At 63.6% G+C, this 23,588-nt stretch carries 23 protein-coding genes; 15 read left to right on the forward strand and 8 right to left on the reverse strand.

The window, feature by feature from the left end:
* Window positions 1–20 precede the first annotated feature (20 nt).
* On the forward strand, window positions 21–1,085 hold the full coding sequence (locus ACFWYE_RS15390; RefSeq protein ID WP_379112457.1) for an ABC transporter ATP-binding protein: 1,065 nt from the start codon (window positions 21–23) through the stop codon (window positions 1,083–1,085).
* A gap of 138 nt (window positions 1,086–1,223) precedes the next feature.
* On the opposite strand, the gene ACFWYE_RS15395 is transcribed toward ACFWYE_RS15390, so the two are convergent.
* Window positions 1,224–2,114, reverse strand: coding sequence for a LysR family transcriptional regulator (locus ACFWYE_RS15395; protein ID WP_379112459.1), 891 nt, complete (start codon window positions 2,112–2,114; stop codon window positions 1,224–1,226).
* Between the two features lie 101 nt (window positions 2,115–2,215).
* Between ACFWYE_RS15395 and add the strand changes: the two genes are divergently transcribed.
* The 3 genes from add (at window position 2,216) to ACFWYE_RS15410 (ending at window position 5,501) form a co-directional block, all read left to right on the forward strand.
* Entirely contained in the window at window positions 2,216–3,256 is a 1,041-nt protein-coding gene (add, locus tag ACFWYE_RS15400; RefSeq protein ID WP_379112461.1) for an adenosine deaminase, read from the forward strand.
* A 146-nt stretch (window positions 3,257–3,402) separates the two neighbouring features.
* A complete protein-coding gene (gene guaD, locus ACFWYE_RS15405) occupies window positions 3,403–4,761 on the forward strand; it encodes a guanine deaminase (RefSeq protein ID WP_379112462.1) in 1,359 nt (452 codons plus the stop codon).
* 281 nt (window positions 4,762–5,042) lie between these two features.
* Window positions 5,043–5,501, forward strand: coding sequence for a GFA family protein (locus tag ACFWYE_RS15410; protein WP_379112463.1), 459 nt, complete (start codon window positions 5,043–5,045; stop codon window positions 5,499–5,501).
* A 19-nt stretch (window positions 5,502–5,520) separates the two neighbouring features.
* On the opposite strand, the gene ACFWYE_RS15415 is transcribed toward ACFWYE_RS15410, so the two are convergent.
* Together ACFWYE_RS15415 and ACFWYE_RS15420 are read right to left on the reverse strand one after the other, a co-directional pair.
* Entirely contained in the window at window positions 5,521–6,132 is a 612-nt protein-coding gene (locus tag ACFWYE_RS15415) for a class I SAM-dependent DNA methyltransferase (RefSeq protein ID WP_379112465.1), read from the reverse strand.
* A 26-nt stretch (window positions 6,133–6,158) separates the two neighbouring features.
* The gene (locus ACFWYE_RS15420; protein ID WP_165358088.1) at window positions 6,159–6,314 is read right to left on the reverse strand and encodes a hypothetical protein; all 156 of its coding nucleotides are present in this window, start codon (window positions 6,312–6,314) and stop codon (window positions 6,159–6,161) included.
* Window positions 6,315–6,415: 101 nt separating this feature from the next.
* Here ACFWYE_RS15420 and ACFWYE_RS15425 point away from each other — a divergent pair, with 101 nt between their 5' ends.
* Window positions 6,416–7,348, forward strand: a complete 933-nt coding sequence (locus tag ACFWYE_RS15425) for a LysR substrate-binding domain-containing protein (protein ID WP_379112466.1) — start codon at window positions 6,416–6,418, stop codon at window positions 7,346–7,348.
* Window positions 7,349–7,414: 66 nt separating this feature from the next.
* Here the strand turns inward: ACFWYE_RS15425 and ACFWYE_RS15430 are convergent, their stop codons facing one another.
* Window positions 7,415–9,103: a hybrid sensor histidine kinase/response regulator gene (locus ACFWYE_RS15430; RefSeq protein WP_379112468.1), complete on the reverse strand. Its 1,689-nt coding sequence runs from the start codon at window positions 9,101–9,103 to the stop codon at window positions 7,415–7,417.
* 352 nt (window positions 9,104–9,455) lie between these two features.
* On the opposite strand from ACFWYE_RS15430, the gene ACFWYE_RS15435 reads away from it, so the two are divergent.
* On the forward strand, window positions 9,456–9,803 hold the full coding sequence (locus ACFWYE_RS15435; RefSeq protein ID WP_379112470.1) for a hypothetical protein: 348 nt from the start codon (window positions 9,456–9,458) through the stop codon (window positions 9,801–9,803).
* Between the two features lie 56 nt (window positions 9,804–9,859).
* Here the strand turns inward: ACFWYE_RS15435 and ACFWYE_RS15440 are convergent, their stop codons facing one another.
* The gene (locus ACFWYE_RS15440; protein ID WP_379112472.1) at window positions 9,860–10,855 is read right to left on the reverse strand and encodes a proton-conducting membrane transporter; all 996 of its coding nucleotides are present in this window, start codon (window positions 10,853–10,855) and stop codon (window positions 9,860–9,862) included.
* 263 nt (window positions 10,856–11,118) lie between these two features.
* A complete protein-coding gene (locus tag ACFWYE_RS15445; RefSeq protein ID WP_379112474.1) occupies window positions 11,119–11,811 on the reverse strand; it encodes a FadR/GntR family transcriptional regulator in 693 nt (230 codons plus the stop codon).
* Between the two features lie 207 nt (window positions 11,812–12,018).
* Between ACFWYE_RS15445 and ACFWYE_RS15450 the strand changes: the two genes are divergently transcribed.
* From ACFWYE_RS15450 to ACFWYE_RS15485, 8 genes are all read left to right on the forward strand, one after another.
* On the forward strand, window positions 12,019–12,747 hold the full coding sequence (locus ACFWYE_RS15450; protein ID WP_379063758.1) for an SDR family oxidoreductase: 729 nt from the start codon (window positions 12,019–12,021) through the stop codon (window positions 12,745–12,747).
* 1 nt (window position 12,748) lies between these two features.
* Window positions 12,749–14,260, forward strand: a complete 1,512-nt coding sequence (locus ACFWYE_RS15455; protein WP_379112476.1) for a sugar ABC transporter ATP-binding protein — start codon at window positions 12,749–12,751, stop codon at window positions 14,258–14,260.
* Entirely contained in the window at window positions 14,257–15,258 is a 1,002-nt protein-coding gene (locus ACFWYE_RS15460) for an ABC transporter permease (RefSeq protein WP_379112478.1), read from the forward strand. Before ACFWYE_RS15455 ends, ACFWYE_RS15460 begins: the two co-directional genes overlap by 4 nt.
* Window positions 15,259–15,349: 91 nt before the next feature.
* Window positions 15,350–16,291: an ABC transporter substrate-binding protein gene (locus ACFWYE_RS15465; protein ID WP_379112480.1), complete on the forward strand. Its 942-nt coding sequence runs from the start codon at window positions 15,350–15,352 to the stop codon at window positions 16,289–16,291.
* Between the two features lie 77 nt (window positions 16,292–16,368).
* The gene (locus ACFWYE_RS15470) at window positions 16,369–17,226 is read left to right on the forward strand and encodes a fumarylacetoacetate hydrolase family protein (protein ID WP_379063750.1); all 858 of its coding nucleotides are present in this window, start codon (window positions 16,369–16,371) and stop codon (window positions 17,224–17,226) included.
* Between the two features lie 19 nt (window positions 17,227–17,245).
* Window positions 17,246–18,520 (forward strand): L-fuconate dehydratase, encoded by a 1,275-nt coding sequence (locus ACFWYE_RS15475; RefSeq protein ID WP_379112482.1) that lies wholly within the window; start codon window positions 17,246–17,248, stop codon window positions 18,518–18,520.
* A gap of 4 nt (window positions 18,521–18,524) precedes the next feature.
* The gene (locus ACFWYE_RS15480) at window positions 18,525–19,301 is read left to right on the forward strand and encodes an SDR family oxidoreductase (protein WP_379112484.1); all 777 of its coding nucleotides are present in this window, start codon (window positions 18,525–18,527) and stop codon (window positions 19,299–19,301) included.
* Window positions 19,302–19,402: 101 nt separating this feature from the next.
* Window positions 19,403–20,548, forward strand: coding sequence for an alpha-hydroxy acid oxidase (locus tag ACFWYE_RS15485; protein WP_379112486.1), 1,146 nt, complete (start codon window positions 19,403–19,405; stop codon window positions 20,546–20,548).
* A gap of 206 nt (window positions 20,549–20,754) precedes the next feature.
* On the opposite strand, the gene ACFWYE_RS15490 is transcribed toward ACFWYE_RS15485, so the two are convergent.
* On the reverse strand, window positions 20,755–21,951 hold the full coding sequence (locus tag ACFWYE_RS15490; protein WP_379112488.1) for an MFS transporter: 1,197 nt from the start codon (window positions 21,949–21,951) through the stop codon (window positions 20,755–20,757).
* Between the two features lie 216 nt (window positions 21,952–22,167).
* Here ACFWYE_RS15490 and ACFWYE_RS15495 point away from each other — a divergent pair, with 216 nt between their 5' ends.
* Window positions 22,168–22,467: a DUF982 domain-containing protein gene (locus ACFWYE_RS15495; RefSeq protein ID WP_379112490.1), complete on the forward strand. Its 300-nt coding sequence runs from the start codon at window positions 22,168–22,170 to the stop codon at window positions 22,465–22,467.
* A 41-nt stretch (window positions 22,468–22,508) separates the two neighbouring features.
* Here the strand turns inward: ACFWYE_RS15495 and ACFWYE_RS15500 are convergent, their stop codons facing one another.
* Complete coding sequence (locus ACFWYE_RS15500) at window positions 22,509–23,570, reverse strand: ABC transporter ATP-binding protein (RefSeq protein WP_379112492.1); 1,062 nt, start codon at window positions 23,568–23,570, stop codon at window positions 22,509–22,511.
* Between the last annotated feature and the right edge of the window lie 18 nt (window positions 23,571–23,588).

A 23,588-nucleotide genomic window follows, 5' to 3' on the forward strand; every position in this document is an offset into this window, starting at 1 on the left:
GAGCAGGGGAGAGCCGTGATTTGAGTGCGATCGAGCTGAAAGCGGTCAGGAAATCCTTCGGCGTGGTCGACGTCATCAACGGCGTCGATCTCGCCATCGGGGCAGGTGAGTTCTGTGTTTTCGTCGGCCCTTCAGGCTGCGGCAAGTCGACCCTGCTGCGCATGATCGCCGGACTGGAGGATGTCACTTCCGGCGACGTGTTCATCGCTGGAAGGCGGGTCAACGCCGTCGAACCCGGCGATCGCGAACTTGCCATGGTCTTCCAGTCCTACGCGCTCTACCCGCACATGACTGTCGAACGGAACATGGGCTTCGGCCTCTCCATGAATGGCATGGCGAAAGCCGAAGTCGAAAGGCGCGTCGCCGAGGCCGCGGCTGCGCTGCAACTGCAGCCGCTGCTCAAGCGCAGGCCTGCGCAGCTTTCCGGCGGGCAGCGCCAGCGCGTTGCGATCGGCCGCGCCATCGTGCGGCACCCCAAGGCCTTTCTGTTCGACGAGCCGCTGTCCAATCTCGACGCCGAACTCAGGGTGCAGATGCGCGTCGAGATCACCAAATTGCACCGGCAGCTCGGCGCCACCATGATCTACGTCACGCATGACCAGGTCGAGGCGATGACCATGGCCGACCGCATCGTCGTGCTGCGCCGTGGCGTCATCGAACAGCAGGGTCGCCCGATCGATCTCTACCGCGATCCCGACAACGCGTTTGTCGCCGGCTTCATCGGCTCCCCGAAGATGAATTTCTTCAAGGGTGTCCTGCGTCCCGACGGCACGATCGGCCTGGCGGAAACCGCGTTTGCGCCCGCGCTGTCCTGCAGCCCCGGAGGCGGCCAGGAGGTAACGATCGGATTGCGGCCGGAGCATTTCGAGATCGGAGGCGAGGCTGGTGTTTCGCTTACGATGGAGATCGACCTGATCGAGAACCTGGGCGGCAATTCGATCTGGCATGGCCATTTGTCCAGCGGGGAAAAACTCCTGGTCGAACGCCGCGGCTATCACGACCAGGGTCTCGGAACTTCGGTGCCGGTTTCATTCCGGCGGGAAAACGCGCTGATCTTCGACCACGACGGCAAGCGGCTGCGCTGAGGCGTTGCGCGTCCCCTTTGCACGCGCAACACTCCGACATTTTTGATCCACACAGCGTGCTTTTCTGCACGGGCACAATGGCGATGCCGCAGGCTGCCTGGCGAGTAAACGTCAGCATTTGCCCCCTGGGCAACATGCTCAAAACAGATCGGTGATGTAATCGACTGCCGCGCGAATTCGTGCACTTCCCCTGAGTGCAGGATGCAGCAGCAGCCATACTTCCTGTTCAAGTTCGGCGATTTCGGGGATCACGCAGACCAGCTGCTCGTCGGGATCGCCGATGAAGCTTGCAAGGACGCCGAGGCCGGAATTGCCGCGCAGCCCGTCGAAAATTCCCAGCGCATAGCTGCAGCGAAGAACGGTCCGCGAGGCACCGGGAAGAGATTTCAGCCATTTTTCCGTGGGAAACTCGCTTCGAAGTTCATCAAAGCCGACGAACGACAAAGAACGCCAATCCCGGTTCTCGATATGCTGCCGATGGTCCTCGAAATATCTGCGTGAGCAATAGAGACCGAACCGGATCGATCCCAGGCGCCGGATCAACAGGTCGCAATCGCGAGGGCGCGTTGTCGTCACGACAAGGTCGGCCTCGCGCCTGCCGAGGTTGTATGGTTGCTGGGATGTAAGCACTTCCACCGACAGGCTGGGATAGCTTGAGCTGAAGGTCTCCATCCTTGTCATCAGCAGATAGGAAAGCCATTCATCGGCGTTGATCCTGACGGTTCCAACGGGCGAACTCGGGCTGTGCGCCTCTCCCGCCCTGCCGATTTCGTGCGCCAGTTCCTCCATCTGCTCGACCCAGCCAATGACGCCTTGCCCGAGCGGAGTGGGTATGCATCCGGAAGGAAGCCGCTCCAGCACGCGTGCACCCAGGCAGGTCTCCAGATTGGCCAGATGCCGCGAAAGCGTTGCGGGGCTCAGGCCGGTATCGTCAGCCGCCGCGCGCATCGTGCCCGAACGGACGATTGCGAGCAGCACCTGAAGGTCGTCCCAGCGCAGCCGTTTCATATTTGCAATGCCTTGTTTCATGGCACGGCATTCCTTTTCACTCGCATTCATATAATTTAACTATTACGCAAACGCCAGAAGGAATATGGCGGGCGATTTAAAAGAATAGAATGGAGGATAGCGTGAATTACGCCGAGTTCGTGCGCCGGCTTCCCAAAGCTGAATTGCACATTCACTACGAAGGATCGATGCGTCAAAAGACATTCTTCGAACTTGCCAGGAAGAATGGAATACCGCTACCGACAGAAAACGCCGAAGAACTGTATAACTATGACACATTGGTGGATTTTCTGAAGATCTACGACCTTTGCGCGAAGGCGATCAGGGATCAGGGCGACTTCGCGCGCGTCGCCTATGAATCTTTGGAAGACGGCGTCAAGAGAGGCAATCTCCGCTATCGCGAGATGTTCTTCAATCCGACGACCCACACCAGCGAGGGTGTCCGCTACGAGACGGTGATGGACGGTATGCTCGAGGGTATCCGTGCCGCAGAAAAAGATTTCGGCGTGCGGTGCAGGCTGATCCCCTCGATCTATCGCGCGCATTCTCCACGAACGGCGCAGGAAATGATGGAGACCCTTGTCCAGCGCTATCGTGACGACATCATCGGAATGGGATCTGACGCCCTTCCCGACGACGGGACGGAAGGCCTGCAGCATTTCGTCAAGACTTATCGCTACGCAAAGCAGCAGGGTCTGCGGGTTTCGGCGCATGCGGCTGAAAGCAAGAACACATCGCACAATTTCACCTATGCGCTCGATACGCTTGGCTGCGACCGCATCGATCATGGTTATGACGTGCTTGCAAGCGACGACCTTGTGAAGCGCGCGGTGGACGAAGGGATATTCTTCACCTGCTGCCTGACAGCGGTCGCCGTCACCCAGGTCTGGCCCGACCTGACGCGTCAACCCATCCGGGAAATGGCGGAGCGCGGTATAAACATCACCTTGAACTCCGACGATCCGGCGATGTTCAACACCGACATAGGCAAGGAGTTCGTTCTCGGCTGCGAGTCCATGGAATTCAGCGTGGACCGGGCCGTGCAGCTGGCGCTTGCAGGCATTGATGGGTCCTGGCTGGACGAAACCGAGAAGAAGTCGATGCGGAGCGATTTCGAGAAGGAGATCGCGGCGCTCAGATCCGAACTCTCGCTGGCGGCATGACTTGGTGCGCAGCCACTGAGGTCCCTGGGATCGCCATTGGCGATCCCTTTTTGCCGCGATAGGACGGCGTGTCTGGTGGACCAGCGGGATTTCTCCCGTCCGGACGAGAATACAACCTGCATCGGTCCGGGCATGGAGCAAGCCGCATGAATTCGGTATCGCTGGCCGTCGAAGGAACGGCTTTCCACGCCCCGCGCCGCGGCGGCGTGGAGATGCTGGAGAACTGTCTGATCGAAGTCGATCGCGACGGGAGGATCATCGAGGTCGTTAACCCTGAACGACGGGATCATGGCGTCCGGCGTGCAGCCGCGGCCGACGCAGGCATCCTCGTCTCGCTTGGGCCGGGCCAATATCTCATGCCGGGCCTCGTCGATCTTCATGTCCACGCGCCGCAATGGCCGCAAATGGGCAAGGCGCTGGATGTGCCTCTCGAAGTCTGGCTGCAGAAATACACTTTCCCTCTCGAATCCCGTTACGCCGACATCGATTTCGCACGCGCGGTCTATGGTGAGCTGGTCGACAACCTTCTGGCCAACGGCACAACGACGGCCATGTATTTCGCGACTGTGCATCTCGAAGCCAGTCTCGCCTTGGCCGAGATTTGCCTGGAGAAAGGCCAGCGCGCGCTCGTCGGCAAGGTTGTCATGGATGATCCAGAACAATGCCCGCCTTATTACCGGGACCAGACTGCCGCGCAGGCGCTGGCGGATACGAGGCGTTTCATCGAGGCGGTCAGAGCACTCGACCCCGGCGATCGCCCCCGGGTGCTGCCTGTCATCACACCACGCTTCATCCCCTCCTGTTCCGATGACGCGTTGCAGGGATTGGGGATTCTCGCCGCGGAGCTCGGCTGTCACGTGCAGACACATTGCTCGGAGAGCGACTGGGCGAACACTTTCGTCAGGGCGCGCATGGGTAAATCGGATGCCGCGAGCCTTGGCGAGTTCGGTCTGCTTACCCGTCGTACCGTTCTGGCGCACGCCAACTTCATCGACAGCCGGGACATGACTCTGATCCGAGCGCACGGAGCAGGGGTGGCTCATTGCCCCTTGTCCAATGTCTATTTCGCCAATGCGGTATTTCCACTGCGTGCAGCATTGGAGAGCGGCATGCATGTGGGACTGGGTACCGACATTTCCGCCGGTTACAGCCCGTCGCTCTTCGACGGTTGCCGGCATGCCCTTTCGGCATCACGGGTTCTCCATAGCGGCGTTCATGCCCACCTCTCGCCGGGAGAGCGCGGCGCCGATGGCGAACCGATCAGCCATCACGAAGCTTTCTGGCTGGCAACGGCTGGAGGCGCCGAAGCGCTGGACCTGCCCATCGGCAGCTTCCAGGCCGGTTACGAGTTCGATGCCCTGCTGGTCGACACAAATGCTGCGGCCTCGAATGTCCGTATCCGGCATGGCAGCGATGCGATCGAGGACGTGTTTCAGAAGCTGGTTCTCAATGCCAGCCGTGCTGACATCGCATCTGTCTGGGTGGGCGGCAGACGGGTGCTTTGATGTGCCTGCCGCGTCGCGGTCGGATTTAGGCGAACGGAAATTCGCTTGGCTTGACGGAGGTGTGGCAAGGACGGCTGGATGGTCTCTCTTTGCTGAGTTCAGTCAAGTCTGTCGGGACAGATAAGGAACTGGACTTCGACGGTATCACGACCTAGGCTGTTTTCTCGCCAGCCTGACATCGGATCAGGCTTCGCCCTTGGCCTCCGCCGCAACGCGGCCTGGGGCCTGCATCTCAGCCAAAAATTCAACGCATTTTCGCCGCGCGAGCGGAAGGAGTTCCCATGTCTCGAACAAACTCAGAGCGACCTTTGCATATCCATGAGGATGCCGGACACGCCAATGCCCGATGCGCCTGCGGCGCCCTCAGGCTGACGCTTCGCGAACCGCCGCAGCTGACGGCGCTGTGCCACTGCCTTGCCTGCCAGCGCAGGACTGGCTCGCCGTTCAGCGCCAACGCGTTCTACGCGGCTGCCTGCGTCGAGGTTTCCGGGAGATCGACGGAGTTCGTCCGCACCGCCGAAAGCGGCCGCAAGGTGCGCATGTATTTCTGTCCGGCCTGCGGCTCGACCCTCTATTGGAAGGCGGAAGCATCGCCTGAAATGATCGGCGTGGCTGTCGGTTCATTCGCCGATCCGGCTTTCACGCCGCCTGCGCTGTCCGTGTTCGAAAAGTCGAAACACGAATGGGTTCGGCTCGACGGGACGGTGGAGCATTTCGAGGGCCTGCCCGCAGGCAGGTGAAACGCTCGGGCCGGTCACGTCACGTCGTCTTCGTGGCCAGGAAGGTGATCCATTCGTCGCCATTGCCATTGTTGACGGCGAACTCTTCCCACAGAACGGTCATGCCGGCCTGTTCGAGAAGTCGCACGAAATCGTCTCGGCGCCAGAGCACTGTCTGGTAGTCGCCATTCTTCTCGCCGTCGCCGTGACGCATCGAGACGAGGAAGGCACCGCCCGGCCGCAGGGATTGCGCGATCTTGCCGAGGACGTCTCCGATCTCAGCACGGCGAACGTAGAACAGGACGCAGAGCGCGACTACGGCATCATAGGGGCCGCCGAGCGGGTCGGTGACGATGTCCAGCAGCTCGGCCTTCTTGCCGCGTGCCGCCTGGATCTCGAGGAAACGCCGCGTCGCGTCGGTGCGCTTCACATGCAGGCCAAGCTCTTCCAGCAGGTCCGCCTCGCGGCCCGCGCCGGACCCGATTTCCAGGACCTTGCCGTTGTTGCCGACTTCGGCGGCAAGGCGCTTCAGCGCGGCCTTTACGCGTTCGATCGGTTCGGTGCCGACGATTTCGTCATAGCGGTCGGCATAGGCTTCATACATGTCGACGACCTGGCGGCTCTGCTTCAGGGCTTCCGCGGCGATGGTCATGGTGATCCTCCCTTGCGGATTTTTGCCTAGAAGGCGGCGTCGCCGTCGAGCAGGCCGATATCGCGCTTCAGATAGTCCGGCAGGTCGCTGCGGGCGAGCAGGTCCTGCGGGCGTGGCTTGAACGGAGCGAGCAGCAGGCGGGCGAGATGACGGCGAGGGGAAAGGTGCGAGAGCGTGGTCATGGCGGGTTCCTTTCTGTGATCTGATGAAAGGATATTGCTCCCGAGAGCGCTTCATTTCCAATCGAACGTCGAGTATCATGCATGAGGAGGAGTAATGTGTCATGAGCTGGAAACTGCCCCCTCTCGGAGCCGTCCGCGTGTTCGAAGCCGCGGCCAGGCTTGGAAGTTTCACCAGGGCTGCCGACGAACTCGGCATGACCCAGTCTGCGGCCAGCCACCAGATCAAGCTTCTGGAGGAACGCGCGGGAACGCCGCTTTTCATACGCAAAACAAGGCAGATAGAGCTGACGGAGGCCGGCGCGCGGCTGGCGCCGGAAGCATCCTCGGCTTTTGCGACATTAGCCGATGGCTGGCTGGCGGCAAAGGGCGGGGCAGGCGGCGTGCTCTCCGTCTCGACGATGCAGACCTTTGCGTCGAACTGGCTCGCGGTTCGCCTTGGAACATTCCAGCTGATGCATCCCGAGCTTGCAGTGAAGGTCGAGACGTCGCCCCGGCTGGTCGATTTCACCCGCGAGGCGACCGATGTCGCCATTCGCACCGGGAGCGGCAGCTGGCCGGGGCTGGCCTCGCATTATCTGTTCAAGGCGGACTACTGCCCGATGATCAGCCCGCGCCTTGCGGAAAGCGTCGGCGGCATCAACACGCCCGAAGACCTCTACAAAGTGCCGTTGTGCTGCGCCGACGATCCATGGTGGAAGATCTGGTTCGAGGCGGCCGGCGTGCCCTATGATATTGATCGCGCCATCCATGGGCCTGACCTCGGCTCGCAGGTCTATGACGCGATGGCTGCGATCACCGACCAGGGTGCCGCGATCCTCACGCGCAATCTCTATGACGCCCTTCTCGCCAAGGGCCAGCTCATCCAGCCTTTCGAGGCCCTGGGCTCGGACGGAGACGGCTACTGGCTGGTCTATCTCGAGAGCCGCCGCAATTCCTCGCGCATCAAGGTCTTCCGCGACTGGATCCTGAACCAGACCGAGGAGGCGCGCAGGCTGGAGGCCCCCGCCAGGGCAGGTCCAAGGAAAAGTGCATAGCGGTTTCCCGTCCGGAATTGCTTGAAAACGAGGAGGTGGAGTGTTTCCGCGAAAAGCAGAAACACTCTAGATGGCAGCCTGCACCTGTCGGTTGCGTTCGCGCCCCAGCGACAGCGCGATCATGGTTGAGCGCAGTTCGGAAGGCCGCACCGGCTTCGACAGGATCGGGATGTCCTGCTGCCCGAGTTCCTCGCGCACCCGGTTCTCGTCATGGCCGGTCATGACGATGGCGGGGATGTCGCGGCCCGCCTGACGGCGCACTTCCTGGATGAAGTCGGCACCGACGATGCCGCCGCCGAGATCGAAGTCGGTGACGACCAGATCGCAGGCCGCGACGGACAGATCCGCTCCGGTTTCGGCCTGCACGACGCAGCCCCATTTCCTGAGCAGGGTGGCGGTGGCGAGCAGCACGTCCTCGTCATCCTCGACGAGCAGCACCCGCAAGCCTTCCAGCGGCGAAGCAAAGCGGTCTGGCCTCATCCGCCTTGTCCGCTCCGGTGTCGATACGACAGGCAGGCCGGCAATACGCACGCTGGTGCCGCGTGCCCTGACCGAGCGGATCGAGACCCGCAAGGACATCAGATGCGCCAGCCGCTTGACGATCGCCAGGCCGAGGCCGACGCCTTCAATGTCCTTGTCGCCGCGTTCGCGCACCTGATAGAATTCGTTGAACAAAAAAGGCAGATGCTCCTCGGCGATGCCTTCGCCGCGATCGTGGATTTCGATCGACAGGCCGTAGCGATGGCGGCGGCAGCCGATCAGCACCTCGCTGCCCGGCGCGTATTTCAGCGCGTTGGAAACGATGTTCTGCAAAATGGTGGTGAGCAGAGCGGCATCGGTGCGCACATGCAGCTTTGTGTGCACCAGCTTGAATGTCGTGCCCGACCATTTCGCACGGTCCGCATTCTGCGCCAGCACCTCATCGACGATGTCCTGCACGGCGACGACTTCGAAATGAGGTGACACCTTGCCACTGTCGAGTGTCGAGATGTCGAGCAGCGAGCGGAACAGGCCGGACACCGAATGCAGCGAGCGATCGATGTTCTCGACCATCTGCTTCTGTTCGCGGTTGAGCCCGGTGTCGCGCAGGCAGGCGGTGAACAGGCTGATGGCGTGGATTGGCTGGCGCAGGTCATGGCTGGCCTGCGCCAGGAAGCGCGACTTGGCGAGGTTCGCCTCCTGGGCGGCGTTGGAGGACTCGTGCACCCTTTTGAGCAGCGCATAGATATAGGCCGGCACCAGAATGGTGGTCATCACCAGGGTCAGGGTCACATAGGGGTTATCCCACCAGAAGGAATTGAAGTAGGTGGTGACGGCAAGCGAAAGCAGCGCCAGCAAAGTGGAAACGACGAGGTAGCGCGCGCCGAAGCGAAGCCCGTTGCCGACGGTCACCCAAAGCAGCGCCGAATAGACCGGAAGCAGCGCCGCGCCACCGATCGACATGCCGAAGGTGATGGCGGTGTAGTCTCCGCCCATCGACAGCGCGCGCCGTCGCACATAGGCGCCCGGCTTCCTGATGATCCACCAGTAGAGAAAGAACGAAACCGGCATGTAGGCGGCAAAATAGGCTGCGACGGCATTCAGGCTGGCGGACTGGAAGCCGTCGAGGAACGTGATCACGGTGATATAGGATCCGAACAGCGGGGTGAGGATGATCCGCACCATCGCCTGGGCGCGTTCGGTATCGTATTGCTCGCCGCCGGCGGGCCCCGCCGGCCGGCCTGCGCGAAGCGCGCGTTTGCGTTTCCCGAACATCGCTCCCCACTTCGCGCCATGACAGACTTATCATCTACACCGGCGCTATCCCTCTGTGAATTCGAAGATGGGGCCGCAGGGCTTGAGCTGCGCCACAGGTCTGATCCACGAGGGCGGTGGACCGAATTGCGCAGGGTCGAGTGATCCTGAGGTGGCGGGATTGCCGCCGCAAAAGACGTCCGCGATCCCACGAAAGGCGGTTCGGATTAAAACATGATAATTTTACTCCAGTTTCTATTTGCAGAACCGGATTCGCGTTGTATTGGTGTGGATGCCCCATCGCGACCTCGACTGAGGAGGGAGCCTGGCTCGCCTGGGTGAAGTGCCATGACAGAATTAGGAAACGGACGGGATGATCAATTACAAGCCCTCCAGCGTCCACGGCGCACCCTTGCAACATGGCGGGTTGACCGGAGAAACGGACCCTTTCCACGAATGCAGCGCGGCTCTCGACGCTTCATTGTCGCAGCTTCATCAGGCCAAGCGCACTGCCGATGAGAGCCTGCGGCGTGCGCAGGATGCGCCAGGTCCGCACACCTCCGACAATTCGATCTTCGTCGCGTTGTGGGAGGCGCATCTCGGGGACCGGGAACTGCTGTTTTCAGCAATGCGGCAACTGGACCGTGCGCGCCAGGCCGTGCCACCGGGCGCGGCAGGTGTTGGCGAGCCTGCTCGCGGCAGGAAAAACCCGACCGGCTGATCATGGTCGTTTTCCCGGCGGCGCGAGGGAACCCGCGCCGCCGGGTTGGAGAGTGCTCACGTGTTGTTGGAACTGCCGGCTGTCGGAAACTGGCGTGCGAATTCCTTCTCATCGCCGGCGGCCAGGAGTTTGGCCTGCTGCACCCAGCGCTCGCGCTCGATGCGTCCGTCGAACTGGAGGTATTCCTCGACGCGCTGGATGTCCGCCGCGGTCCATCCCGCTATCTGCGCATAGGTCGTGATGCCGTGTTCCTTCAGGCGACGCTGATTGACAGGCCCGATGCCGATCAGACGGCGCAGGTCGTCTCCAGCCGATGATCTGGCCGGCTTGGCTGCTGGCGCCTTTGCTGGAGCCGCCTTCGTTGCGGATGCCTTTGCCGTGGCCGGCTTGGCTGCTGGCGCCTTTGCTGGAGCTGCCTTGGCCGCGGGTGCCTTTGCCGTGGCCGGCTTGGCCGCTGGCGCCTTTGCTGGAGCTGCCTTGGCTGCGGGTGCCTTTGCCGTGGCCGGCTTGGCCGCTGGCGCCTTTGCTGGAGCTGCCTTGGCTACGGGTGCCTTCGCTGCGGCCGGCTTGGCGGCGGGTGCCTTGGCCGGGGTCGCCTTGACTGCTGGAGCCTTCGCCGCAGCCAGCTTGGCGGCAGGCGCCTTAACCGGGGCCGACTTGACCGCAGGCGCCTTGGCTGGAGCTGCCTTGGCTTGAGCTGCCTTGGCGGCAGGCGCCGCGGCTGCCTTCACCGCGGGCGCCTTGGCCGGGGCAGCCTTGGCTTGCGCGGGCTTGCTGGCGGTTGAAGAAACCGTTGCGGATGATGCCAGCAGCGGCGCTGGCGAGGACGATTTTGCCTCGCGCAATTGCCGCTCGAGATCGGTGCGCGCGTTGGCGCAGCTTTCCAGGTCGCCGGTCAGGCGCTTCGTATCGGATTTCAGCCTGTCGCGCTCGCTGCGGATGCTGTCGAGATCGCCACGCACCTGTGCAAGTTCATCACGCAGGCGTCCCCATAAAAACCAGCCGAGCAACAAGCCGACGATAAAGGCCAAAATCACGTAGAAAAAAGTCATCGCTTCTCTCCTGTCAGAAATCGTCCCGCCAAATGTTTGCGACACGCCATCTTGTGACAGAATAGCTGCAAAAGGAAAGATGCCTGTATTAAAGTCTATATCAAATCAGAAACTTAGTTCACGCGCGCCTGTTATCCGGGCCATCGGCATCCTGGGCGACCCTGCATTTCGCGCTCAGCCGGCGTTCGCAAGGTTGTGGATCCATTTCCAGGGGTGCCGAAGGATGAGCCCGGCAAGGCGCTGAAACCGCGATGACGCCGCCGTCAATCCCACACGCGCAGCATCGCCTCTTCGACATAGGTCAGATGCGCGGCCATGGCGGTGCGTGCCTGGTCGGACTCGCCGGCAAGGATTGCGGTGCAGATGGCTTCGTGATCGTCGAGGATATGGCTGCGCAGCACGGGTGCCTCGGCGAGGTGCCGGTGGAACTGCTGGTCGATCCCTTCCGACCGCGATGCCCACAGCTGCGAGATCATCTCGCGCAGCAGCCGGTTGCCGCAGTTCTCGACGATTGTCATGTGAAAGGCGCGGTCACTGTCATTCGACCAGTCGCCGCGGGCCGTCTCTTCGCGCAAGGCCACGATCGCCGCTTTCAGCCGCCGCCGTCCTTCCGCCGAAATATGCTGTGAGGCCTGGGCTGCCGCTTCCGGTTCCAGCAGCCGGCGCACCGCCATGACCTCGATCGGAGAATGTCCGACTTCCGGCAGGGCCTGGGCCGGATTGGCCGGCGCTTTCAGGAAGGCGCCCACGCCAACCCGGACCTCCAGCATGCCGGCCACTTCCAGCGCGATCAATGCCTCGCGCACCGTTGGCCGCGAGACGCCGAGCGAGACCGCTAGATCGCGCTCGGATGGCAGCTGCTGTCCGGGCGTCGCCTCGCCGGACAGGATCTGATCGCGGATCTGGTCGGCGATCTGCAGATAGAGCTTCCTGTTCGAGACAGCCTGAAGTTTCAAACCCGTACCCTCTGTCCGGGTCGGCCGGCAAATCGGCGCGGTCCCCGTGGTGACCATAATCTGGCGGCGACCGCAGCGGAAGCCTGCCTGCTTTATCTATCGGTCTGGCCACCTGACAGCAAGTGGTCTGACCACTTGACAGCATGACCGATGCTGAAATATTGGAAACCGTCCGCTGGGATCGGACGCGTTACGGGAGGAATTCACATGGCCAGCCTGGCAGGGAAGAGCTGTCTCGTGACCGCGGCCGCGCAAGGCATCGGTCGTGCCTCGGCCATCGCGCTTGCCAAGGCCGGCGCCCGTGTCGTCGCCACCGACATCAATGAGGAGCTCTTGTTCGGGCTCGCCAGGGATGGCATCGATACCCGCGTGCTCGACGTGCTGGACAGTGCGGCGGTCAACGCCGTGGCGGCTGAGACCGGGGCCGTCGACATCCTCTTCAACTGCGCCGGCGTCGTCCATAACGGCACCATCCTGGACTGCACCGAGGACGAGATGGATTTCGCCCTCGATCTCAATTTCAAGGCGCAGATCCGCACCATCAAGGCCGTGCTGCCCGGCATGCTGAAGCGCGGCTCCGGCTGCATCATCAACATGGCGACGGTCGCCTCCTCCATCAAAGGCGTGCCGAACCGCTTCGCCTACTCCGCCAGCAAGGCGGCGGTGATCGGTCTTACCAAATCCGTCGCCGCCGATTTCGTCTCGCACGGCATCCGCTGCAACGCCATCTGCCCGGGAACCGTCGACAGCCCTTCGCTCGAAGGACGACTGAAGGCTACCGGCGACTATGAGGCCGCCCGCAAGGCCTTCGTCGCGCGCCAGCCGATGGGCCGCATCGGCACCGCCGACGAGGTGGCCGATCTCGTCGTCTACCTGGCCGGCGCGACCTTCACGACCGGGCACACCTACATCATCGATGGCGGCTGGACGGCCTGACATGACCGACCTCGTCACCATGCGGGGCATCGACAAGGCGTTCCCCGGCGTGCGTGCGCTGAAGGGCGCCGGGTTCGACCTGCGCCCCGGCGAGGTCCATGCGCTGATGGGCGAGAACGGCGCCGGCAAGTCGACGCTGATGAAGATCCTGGCCGGCATCTACCGGCAGGATGCGGGCGAAGTGCTGGTCGGTGGCCAGCCGGTCGACCTCGGCTCGCCGCGCGCGGCGATCGCCGCCGGCATCGGCATCATCCATCAGGAGCTGATCCTGATGCCGCATCTCACCGCTGCCCAGAACATCCTGATCGGGCGCGAACCGCGCAAGGCAGGTGGGTTGCTGCTCGATGAAGCCGCGCTCAACGCCTATGCCGCCGATGTCTTCAAGACCATGCAGCTCTCGCTCGATCCGCGCACTTTGGTCGGCTCCCTCACCATCGCCAGGCAGCAGATGGTCGAGATCGCCAAGGCGCTGTCGTTCCGCTCGCGCATCCTGATCATGGACGAACCGACCGCCGCCCTCAACGACAAGGAAGTCGGCGAGCTCTTCGCCATCATCAACCGTCTGAAGGCCGACGGTGTCGGCGTCGTCTACATCTCGCACAAGATGGACGAGATCAAACGCATCGCCGACCGCGTCACGGTGATGCGCGACGGCGCCTATGTCGGCACCGTCGACGCGAAGGAAACGCCCATTTCGAAGATCATCTCGATGATGGTCGGCCGCGAAATCGACAATGAAGCACCGGCGGCACCCGACCTGTCGGCGGCGCCCGTCGCGCTCGAAGTGCGAGGCCTGACGCGGGGCTCGCAGGTGCGTGATGTGTCGTTTGCAGTCAAGTCCGGTGAAATCCTCGGCTTTGCCGGCCTGATGGGGGCTGGCCGCACCGAGGTGGCGCGGCTGATCTTCGGCGCAGACAAGGCAGATAGCGGCGAGATCTTGATGGGCGGAGAGCGCGTCGATGTTGCGACACCGCGGGATGCGGTGCGCCGCGGCATCGGTTATCTGTCCGAAGACCGCAAGGCGCTTGGCCTGGCGACAGGCCTCGACGTGCGCAACAACATCGCGCTGGCCAGCCTGCCACGGTTCACCGGGCCGCTCGGCATTCTCGACGAACAGGCCATGCATGCGGCGGCGAGCGAATACATCGCCAGGCTCGCCATCAAGACGCCGTCGGACAGCCAGCCGGCACGCCTGCTCTCCGGCGGCAACCAGCAGAAGATCGTCATCGCCAAATGGTTGCTGCGCGATTGCAAGGTGCTGATCTTCGATGAGCCGACCCGCGGCATCGACATCGGCGCCAAGAGCGAGATCTACAAGCTGCTCAACGCGCTCGCCGCCGAGGGCAAGGCCATCATCGTCATCTCGTCCGAACTGCCGGAAGTGCTGCGGCTCAGCCATCGCATCGCGGTGATGTGCGAGGGCCGGCTCACCGGCTTCCTGCCGGCGGGTGCGCCGCAGGAAGAGATCATGCGTCTGGCGACGTTGCGTGGCAGCGCAGGGAGAACAACATGAGCGACAATGTCTTCGCCGGCCTGATCGGCAAATCGCAAGGCGCCGGTGGTGCCCGCTACAAGCTGCTCGCCTTCGGCAGTCTCATCATCCTGTTCGTCGTCTTCAGCCTGGCCTCGCCCAACTTCCTGCAGACCAGCAACATCCTGGCGATCCTGCAGGCGACCTCGGTCAACGGCGTGCTGGCCATTGCCGCCACCGTCGTCATCATCACCGGTGGCATCGATCTTTCGGTCGGCACCCTGATGACCTTCTGCGCGGTCATCGCCGGTGTCGTCCTGACCTTCCTCGGCCTGCCGCTGCCGCTCGGCATTGCCGGCGCGATCCTGGCCGGTGCCGGCGCCGGTTTCGTCACCGGCAACATCGTCGCCCGGCTGCGCATCCCGCCCTTCATCGCCACGCTCGGCATGATGCTGATCCTGAAAGGTCTGTCGCTGGTCATCTCCGGCACGCGGCCGATCTATTTCAACGGCACGCCCGGCTTCACCTCGATTTCGCAGGGTTCGATCGTCGGCACCGTCATCCCGGCGGTGCCGGTGCCGAATGGCGTGCTGGTGCTGTTTGCGGTCGCCATCGTCATCAGCATGGTGCTGACCCGTACCGCGCTTGGCCGCTACACTTTCGCGCTGGGCTCCAACGAAGAAGCAGTGCGCCTGTCCGGCGTCAACACCAAGGGATGGAAGGTCGCCGTCTACACGCTGGCCGGCGCCATCTGCGGCATCGCCGGACTGCTCATCGCCTCGCGGCTGAATTCGGCGCAGCCGGCGCTCGGTCAGGGCTATGAGCTCGACGCCATCGCCGCCGTCGTCATCGGCGGCACCTCGCTCGCAGGCGGCAGCGGCACCATTCTCGGCACCCTGATCGGCGCGCTGATCATCTCGGTGCTCGCCAACGGTCTGCGCATCATGTCGGTACCCCAGGAATGGCAGACGGTGATCACCGGAACGATCATCATCCTCGCCGTCTACATCGACATGCTGCGCAACAGGAATGCGTCGTGATCCACGACGCGCAAATTCTGGCGGCCTGCACGCCGTCAGGAACCGCGCCAGTGCGCGTGGTGGGAAAACAACATCAGTGGAGGACCAAGAAGTGATTACCAGACGTCTGTTGATCGGCGCCGCCGGCGCCGCCCTGTTTGCTTTTTCCGCGCCCGCGATGGCGCAGGACAAGCCCTATGTCGCCCTGATCTCGAAGGGCTTCCAGCATCAGTTCTGGCAGGCGGTGAAAGCCGGTGCCGACAAGGCGGGCGCCGATCTCGGCGTCACCGTCACCTTCGAGGGCCCGGATACCGAGGCCCAGGTCGACCGCCAGATCGACATGCTGAGCGCCGCCATCGCCAAGAAGCCGGCCGCCATCGGCTTCGCCGCACTGGACAGCCAGGCCGCCATTCCGCTGCTCGAGCAGGCTAAGTCGGCCGGCATCCCGATCATCGCCTTCGACTCCGGTGTCGACAGCGACATTCCGGTTGCCACCGCCGCGACCGACAGCGTCGCCGCCGCTGCCCTTGCCGCCGACAAGATGGCCGAGCTGATCGGTTCGGAAGGCAAGATCGCGGTGGTCGCCCACGACCAGACCAGCCGCACCGGCATCGACCGTCGCGACGGCTTCGTCAACCGCATCAAGGAAGCCTATCCGAAGATCGAGATCGTCTCGGTGCAGTATGGCGGCGGCGACCAGCTGCAGTCGACCGAGATCACCAAGTCGATCCTGCAGGGCAACCCCGACCTGAAGGGCATCTTCGGCACCAATGAAGGCTCCGCCATCGGCGTGGTCAACGGCGCCAAGGAACTCGGCAGCAAGGTCACCATCATCGGCTTCGATTCCGGCGCGCTGCAGAAGCAGGCGATCAAGGACGGCCTGATGGCCGGCGCCATCACCCAGAACCCGGTCGGCATCGGCTACAAGACCGTCGAAGCCGCCGTGAAGGCCAGCAAGGGCGAAACCGTCGACAAGAAGATCGATACCGGCTTCTACTGGTATGACAAGACCAACATCGACAAGCCCGAGATCGCTGCCGTTCTCTACGACTGAGACCCTTTGATCTGACTTGCGCGGGCGGCACGTCGTCGCCCGTGCTTTTTCTCACGCATTCCCACAATGGTGATCCTATGAAACTGGTGCGTTATGGCCTCAAGGGCCGCGAACTTCCGGGCCTGCTCGACAAGGCCGGCCAAATCCGGTCGCTCTCCGGCATCGTGCCCGACATCGCCGGCGACGTGTTGACGCCGGCCGGCCTCGACCGCCTGCGCGCCATCGATCCCGAAACGCTGCCGAAGGTTGAGGGAACGCCCCAGTCCGATGTCCGCCTCGGCGCCTGCGTCGGCGCTATCGGCAAGTTCATCTGCATCGGCCTGAACTACGCCGATCACGCCGCCGAGACGGGTGCGCCGATCCCGCCCGAACCGATCATCTTCAACAAATGGACCAGTGCCGTCGTCGGCCCCGACGACGATGTCGAGATCCCTCGCAACTCGCTCAAGACCGACTGGGAAGTCGAACTGGGCGTGGTGATCGGCAAGCCCGGCCGCTACATCGACGAGGCGGACGCGCTTGACCACGTCGCCGGCTATTGTGTCATCAACGACGTCTCCGAGCGCGAGTTCCAGATCGAGCGCGGCGGCACCTGGGACAAGGGCAAGGGCTGCGACACCTTCGGTCCGACCGGCCCCTGGCTTGTCACCGCCGATGAAGTGCCCGATCCCCAGAACCTGAAGCTCTGGCTCTCCGTCGATGACGTCATGCGCCAGGACGGTTCCACCAGGACCATGATCTTCTCCGTGCGCCACATCGTCAGCTATCTCAGCCGCTTCATGAGCCTGCAGTCGGGTGACGTCATTTCCACCGGCACGCCGCCGGGCGTCGGCCTTGGCCAGAAGCCGCCCGTCTTCCTCAAGGCCGGGCAGGTGATGCGCCTCGGCATCGAGGGGCTGGGTGAACAGCGCCAGCGCGTCGTCGACGCGGCATAAACAAGCGTAAGGAACGGTCATGGCCAAGATCACCGATATGGAAGTGCTCGACCTGCGCTTCCCGACCTCTGAGCATCTCGACGGATCGGACGCGATGAATCCCGATCCCGATTATTCCGCCGCCTATGTCATCCTGAAGACCGACGGCGGGCTCGAAGGCCATGGCCTGACCTTCACCATCGGCCGTGGCAATGAGATCTGCTGCGCCGCCATCGAGGCCATGCGCCATCTCGTCGTCGGGCTCGACCTCGGCTGGGTCGCGGAGGATCCGGGCCGGATGTGGCGCCATCTCACCAGCGACAGCCAGCTGCGCTGGATCGGCCCCGACAAGGGCGCCATCCATCTCGCCACCGGCGCCGTCGTCAACGCCATCTGGGACCTGTTGGCCAAGCAGGCCGGCAAGCCTGTCTGGCAACTCGTCGGCGACATGAGCGCCGAAGAGATCCTGAAGATCGTCGACTTCCGCTACCTGACAGACGTGCTCACCCCGGACGAGGCGCTGGCGATCCTGCGCAAGGCCGAGGCCGGCAAGGCCGATCGCGTGGCGACGCTGAAGCGCGAGGGTTATGCCTGCTACACCACCTCGGCCGGCTGGCTCGGCTATTCCGAGGAAAAGCTGCGCCGGCTCTGCCAGGAAGCCATCGACGCCGGCTTCAACCACATCAAGATGAAGGTCGGCCGCGACCTCGAAGATGATATCAGGCGCCTGAGCATCGTGCGCGAGATCATCGGTCCGGACCGCTACCTGATGATCGACGCCAACCAGGTCTGGGAAGTGCCGCAGGCGATCGACTGGCTCAGGCAGCTTGCCTTCTCGAAACCATTCTTCATCGAGGAACCGACCAGCCCCGATGACGTCGCCGGCCATCGCAGGATCCGCGAGGCGGTGAAGCCGATCAAGGTCGCCACCGGCGAGATGTGCCAGAACCGCATCATGTTCAAGCAGTTCATCGCCGAAGGCGCCATCGACATCGTGCAGATCGATTCCTGCCGCATGGGCGGCCTGAACGAGGTGCTGGCGGTGCTTTTGATCGCCGCCAAATACAACCTTCCGGTCTGGCCGCATGCCGGCGGCGTCGGCCTGTGCGAATATGTCCAGCATCTGTCGATGATCGACTATCTCTGCGTGTCCGGCACCAAGGAAGGCCGTGTCATCGAATATGTCGACCATCTGCACGAGCATTTCATCGACCCCTGCGAGATCCGCGACGCCGCCTACATGCCACCTGTCCTGCCCGGCTTCTCTATCGAGATGAAGCCGCGGTCGCGCGCACAGTACCGGTTCAAGGGCTGACGCGATGGATCTCGGCCTCGCCGGAAAAGTCGTGATCGTGACGGGTGGCGGTGCCGGCATCGGCGGCGCCATCTCGCTTGGGCTGGCGGCCGAAGGTGCCATTCCCGCGATCGTCAGCCGCAGCCCCCTCGGCAGAGAATTCGAGGTGCAGCTCAAGGCGCTGTCGCCGGCAGCAACATTCGTCCGGGCCAATCTCGAATCCGACGATGAGACCGAGGCAGCGGTCGCCCAGATCGCAACGGTCTTCGGCCGGATCGACGGCGTCGTCAACAATGCCGGCGTCAACGACAGCGTCGGGCTGGATGCCGGCCCGGCCGAATTCCGCAGGTCGCTCGACCGCAACCTGGTCCACTACTATACGGTCGTGCACCACGCGCTGCCGTGGCTGAAGAAGAGCCGGGGTGCCATCGTCAACATCTCGTCCAAGACCGCCGTCACCGGGCAGGGCAACACCAGTGCCTATGCCGCGGCCAAGGGAGCGCAGCTGTCGCTGACGCGCGAATGGGCAGCCGCACTTCTCGAAGACGGCATCCGCGTCAACGCGGTCATCCCGGCGGAAGTCATGACGCCGCTCTACGCGAACTGGCTGGCGACCTTTCCTGACCCGCAGGCCAGGTTGCAGGAGATCACCGCCGCCATCCCGCTCGGCAAGCGCATGACGACCGCCGACGAGATCGCCGCCACCGTCGTGTTCCTGCTGTCGCAGCGCGCCAGCCACACCACCGGCCAGTGGCTGTTCGTCGATGGCGGCTATACCCATCTCGACCGGGCCCTCAGCTAGATATCGTCTGCGGGTGCCGGTCGTGTAAAAGGTGGCGTAAGCCACAGCATGCTTCTGAAGCGATTGTCTTCGGTTCGCGGTGCATCCAGGGAAACAGCTCCATGCGTCTCAGCCAGTGTCACAACTTCCACGATTTCCGGGAGCTGGCCAGGCGGCGCCTGCCGGGGCCGATCTTCAACTACATCGACGGCGCCGCCGACGACGAAGTCACCTACCGGCGCAACACCGCCGCCTTCGAGGCCTGCGACCTGGTGCCCAACGTGCTGCGCGGCGTGACCGACATCGACCTGTCGGTCACCGTCATGGGCCAGAAGCTGGCGTTGCCGGTCTATTGCTCGCCGACGGCGCTGCAGCGCCTGTTCCACCACCAGGGCGAACGCGCGGTCGCCGCCGCCGCCGGCAAGTACGGCACCATGTTCGGGGTCTCCTCCCTCGGCACCGTCAGCCTGGAGGAGGCGCGCAGGATCAGCGGCGCGCCGCAGGTCTACCAGTTCTACTTCCACAAGGATCGCGGCCTCAACCGCGAGATGATGGCGCGCGCCAAGCAGGCCGGCGTCGAGGTGATGATGCTGACGGTCGACAGCATCACCGGCGGCAACCGCGAGCGCGACAAGCGCACCGGTTTCGCCATTCCTTTCAGGCTCAACCTCGCCGGCATCACCCAGTTCGCGGTGAAACCGGCCTGGGCGCTGAACTACCTTACCCATGAAAGCTTCAGGCTGCCGCAGCTCGACAGCCATGTCGACATGGGCGGCGGCGTGATGTCGATCAGCCGCTACTTCACCGAGATGCTCGACCCGTCGATGACCTGGGACGACGTTGCGGAGATGGTGCGGCTGTGGGGCGGGCCGTTCTGCCTGAAGGGTGTCATGTCGGTGGAGGATGCTCGCCGCGCCGTCGAGATCGGCTGCAGCGGCATCGTGCTTTCCAACCATGGCGGGCGTCAGCTCGACGGTTCCCGCAGCGCCTTCGACCAGCTGGCCGAGATCGTCGATGCCGTCGGCGATCGCATCGACGTCATGATGGATGGCGGCGTGCAGCGCGGCACTCATGTGCTGAAGGCGCTGTCGCTTGGCGCCAAGGCAGTCGGGCTCGGCCGCTATTACCTGTTCCCGCTCGCCGCCGCCGGCCAGGCCGGTGTCGAGCGCGCACTGGAGCAGATGCGCATCGAGATCGAGCGCGCCATGAAGCTGATGGGCTGCACCGCGATCGATCAGCTCACCCGGAAGAATTTGCGTTTTCGGTAGAGGCCGGCGCGACGCTCCCTTCTCCCCTTGAGGGAGAAGGTGCCCGAAGGGCGGATGAGGGGTGTTGGAAGAAACGAGATCGAGCGAGATTACACTCGTTGCGTCGGCCGACGGTCGGAAAGGCAGCGCTCCGTCCAGCACCCCTCATCCGACCTCGCCTTTGGCGACGTCCCTTCTCCCTCAAGGGGAGAAGGGACGTCGCGTTCCTAGGTCTTCCGTCGCTTCGCGTCCCACAGCGTGATCAGCCACAGCACCAGCCCGCCGAGCGACAGGGCGCAGCCGACGTAACCGGCCGAGGGGAAGCCGTAGCCGGCCGAGATCGCCAGCCCCGCCAACCAGGGTCCGAGCGCGTTGGCGACATTGAAGGCACTGTGGTTGGCGGCGGCGGCCAGCGTCTGCGCATCGCGGGCCACATCCATCAGATAGGTCTGCAGCACGATGGCGAGGCCGGTGGTGCAGCCGATCAGGAAAACCACCAGCGAGATCGACCACAGCGAACCGACCGAGGAGGGGAAGGCGAAGAGCGCGGCGGCACTGGCGATGATCAGCACCGTGGCCGTCGGCTTGAGCGCCTTGTCGGCGGCCCAGGCCGAAATGAGGTTGCCGAGCGTCATGCCGACGCCGAACAGGCCGATCACCAGCGGTACCACGCGCGGATCGGCCCTGGTGACTTCGAGCAATGTCGAGGCGGTGTAGGAATAGACCGCGAAAAGCCCGCCGAAGCCGACAATGGCGGTCGCCAGCGTCAGCAGCACCTGGCGGTTGCGGAAGGCGCCGAGTTCACGCAGCGGGCTGGCGTCCTCGTCCGGCCTGTCGCGCGGCGCGAACAGCGCCACCATGATGAAGGTGGCCAGCGCCAGCAGGCCGGTCAATGCGAAGCCCGCCTGCCAGCCGTAGGCCTGGCCGAGATAGGTCGCCGCCGGCACGCCGATGATCGTGGCAACCGTCAGGCCAAGCATGACGCGCGCGATGGCCGTCGTGCGTTCCTTCGGTCCGACCAGCGATGCCGCGACGAGCGCGGCCACGCCGAAATAGGCGCCGTGCGGCATGCCGCTCAGGAAGCGCAGCACCAGCAGCCATTCATAGTTGGGCACCAAAGCGGTGAGGCAGTTGGTGATGCCATAGGCTGCCATCAGTGCCATCAGCAGTGTGCGGCGCGGGACACGTGCCGACAGCACGGCGATGATCGGCGCGCCGACCACCACACCCAGCGCATAGGCGCTGATCGCATGCGCCGCCTTCGGCTCGTCGATGCCGAGCCCCGACGCGATGTAGGGCAGCAGGCTCATCGCCGCGAATTCGGTCGAGCCGATGGCGAAGCCGCCGATCGCCAGCGCCAGCATCACCAGCCAGGGCCGTACGGCCGGTTCCTGTTCGACGATGGCTAGGTCTGTCTGGGACATCGGGCTGCTCCTGCGCGACGCAGCCGCGCGCTGCTATGTTGCGGTGCAATATCGTCATGTGCGGGGCAGGGCAATGGTTCGCAGACGGCCTTTGGCTGATCCAGAACAGTTCGGACCGCGCCCTGGCGCCGGCCGTCTCCCTCGCTGAAGATTTATGAAACCTGAGACTGCATGGGCGCGTTGACCTAAACCCACGGCTGTGGGTTGGAGGCCACCATGGACAGGCAGCCGAACAAACCCGTGCACGTCATGTTCGACGGCAGGATCGAAGAGATTGCCACGGTCGAGCGCGCGCTAGCTTTCCTGCGCCGTTGGCCGGAAGACAGGCGCGGTCACGTCTACATGTGCACCTGGAACGCTTGTAATGCCGTATCGATCGGTCATGTGTCGGAGCTCGACGCCATGCGCACCTTCATCGGCTTTGCGGAGGTCACCGGCATCTATGTGCGTGCGGAAGATGTGCCCGTCACGGTGAGCAAGCCACGCGCACCGCTGTTCAAAGTCGGCCGTCGGTAGATCGGCCCTTCATCCTCGGCATCATTCCCATCTTTTCGGGATCATGTTTCAGGCAGCGCGTTGCCGTTCGCTGCAAACAGATGGATGCGGGCCGGGTCGATGTAGACCGGGATGCTTGCCCCCACCTCGACCTGTCGCTGGCCGTTGAGGGCGACCGTCATCGCCTGTCCGTCCGTGGTCGTGGCATAGACCAGGGTCTGCCCGCCCAGGCTTTCGATCAGCTCCACCTTGACGTCCGCCAGCTTGACGCCCTCGCTCTCGATGATGCCGATATGCTCGGGCCGTACGCCCAGCGTCGTCGCGCCCGCTGTCGCGCGGGGCAGCGACAAGGCGTTGCCTGCCACCTGCAGGTGGCCGTCTTTCGAGCCGGCTGTGAGCAGGTTCATTTTCGGCGAGCCGATGAAGCCGGCGACAAAGAGGTTGCGCGGTCTGTTGTAGAGGTCGAGCGGAGCGCCAACCTGCTCGACGACACCGCTGCGCAGCACGACGATCTTGTCAGCCATCGTCATCGCCTCGACCTGGTCATGCGTGACATAGATCATCGTGTTGCCGAGATCGTTGTGCAGCTTCGCGATCTCGACACGCATCTGGACGCGCAGTTCCGCATCGAGGTTCGACAGCGGCTCGTCGAACAGGAAGATCCTGGGCTCCCGCACGATGGCGCGGCCGATGGCGACGCGCTGGCGTTGCCCGCCGGACAACGCTTTCGGGCGCCGGTCGAGAAGCGGGGTGATTCGCAGGATTTCCGCGGCTTTCGCAACGCGGCTCGCGATCTCGGCCTTCGGCGTGCCGATGGTCTCCAGGCCGAAGGACAGGTTCTTGCGAACCGACATATGCGGGTAGAGCGCGTAGCTCTGGAACACCATGGCGATGCCGCGCTTCGATGCCGGCACCTCGTTGATGCGCCGGCTATCGATCAGCAGGTCGCCGCCGGTGATCCGCTCCAGTCCGGCGATCAGCCGCAGCAAGGTGGACTTGCCGCAGCCAGAAGGGCCCACGAAGACCGTGAACTCGCCCGGTTCGATCGACAGGTCGACGCCATGGATGACTTTCACGTCGCCATAGGCCTTGGTGATGTTGCGCAGCTCGATACTGGCGGCCATTGGTCCCCCTCCCTTGTT

Origin of the sequence: Mesorhizobium sp. NPDC059025, assembly GCF_042739655.1 — a bacterium.
Taxonomy (GTDB): Bacteria; Pseudomonadota; Alphaproteobacteria; order Rhizobiales; family Rhizobiaceae; genus Mesorhizobium.

Excerpts from the sequence above, each read along its gene's own strand:
- ACFWYE_RS15395 (WP_379112459.1), bottom strand. The coding sequence starts at position 2,114 with ATGAAACAAGGCATTGCAAATATGAAACGGCTGCGCTGGGACGACCTT.
- guaD (WP_379112462.1), top strand. The coding sequence starts at position 3,403 with ATGAATTCGGTATCGCTGGCCGTCGAAGGAACGGCTTTCCACGCCCCG.
- ACFWYE_RS15410 (WP_379112463.1), top strand. The coding sequence starts at position 5,043 with ATGTCTCGAACAAACTCAGAGCGACCTTTGCATATCCATGAGGATGCC.
- ACFWYE_RS15415 (WP_379112465.1), bottom strand. The coding sequence starts at position 6,132 with ATGACCATCGCCGCGGAAGCCCTGAAGCAGAGCCGCCAGGTCGTCGAC.
- ACFWYE_RS15420 (WP_165358088.1), bottom strand. The coding sequence starts at position 6,314 with ATGACCACGCTCTCGCACCTTTCCCCTCGCCGTCATCTCGCCCGCCTG.
- ACFWYE_RS15425 (WP_379112466.1), top strand. The coding sequence starts at position 6,416 with ATGAGCTGGAAACTGCCCCCTCTCGGAGCCGTCCGCGTGTTCGAAGCC.
- ACFWYE_RS15430 (WP_379112468.1), bottom strand. The coding sequence starts at position 9,103 with ATGTTCGGGAAACGCAAACGCGCGCTTCGCGCAGGCCGGCCGGCGGGG.
- ACFWYE_RS15435 (WP_379112470.1), top strand. The coding sequence starts at position 9,456 with ATGATCAATTACAAGCCCTCCAGCGTCCACGGCGCACCCTTGCAACAT.
- ACFWYE_RS15440 (WP_379112472.1), bottom strand. The coding sequence starts at position 10,855 with ATGACTTTTTTCTACGTGATTTTGGCCTTTATCGTCGGCTTGTTGCTC.
- ACFWYE_RS15450 (WP_379063758.1), top strand. The coding sequence starts at position 12,019 with ATGGCCAGCCTGGCAGGGAAGAGCTGTCTCGTGACCGCGGCCGCGCAA.
- ACFWYE_RS15455 (WP_379112476.1), top strand. The coding sequence starts at position 12,749 with ATGACCGACCTCGTCACCATGCGGGGCATCGACAAGGCGTTCCCCGGC.
- ACFWYE_RS15460 (WP_379112478.1), top strand. The coding sequence starts at position 14,257 with ATGAGCGACAATGTCTTCGCCGGCCTGATCGGCAAATCGCAAGGCGCC.
- ACFWYE_RS15470 (WP_379063750.1), top strand. The coding sequence starts at position 16,369 with ATGAAACTGGTGCGTTATGGCCTCAAGGGCCGCGAACTTCCGGGCCTG.
- ACFWYE_RS15475 (WP_379112482.1), top strand. The coding sequence starts at position 17,246 with ATGGCCAAGATCACCGATATGGAAGTGCTCGACCTGCGCTTCCCGACC.
- ACFWYE_RS15480 (WP_379112484.1), top strand. The coding sequence starts at position 18,525 with ATGGATCTCGGCCTCGCCGGAAAAGTCGTGATCGTGACGGGTGGCGGT.
- ACFWYE_RS15485 (WP_379112486.1), top strand. The coding sequence starts at position 19,403 with ATGCGTCTCAGCCAGTGTCACAACTTCCACGATTTCCGGGAGCTGGCC.
- ACFWYE_RS15490 (WP_379112488.1), bottom strand. The coding sequence starts at position 21,951 with ATGTCCCAGACAGACCTAGCCATCGTCGAACAGGAACCGGCCGTACGG.
- ACFWYE_RS15495 (WP_379112490.1), top strand. The coding sequence starts at position 22,168 with ATGGACAGGCAGCCGAACAAACCCGTGCACGTCATGTTCGACGGCAGG.
- ACFWYE_RS15500 (WP_379112492.1), bottom strand. The coding sequence starts at position 23,570 with ATGGCCGCCAGTATCGAGCTGCGCAACATCACCAAGGCCTATGGCGAC.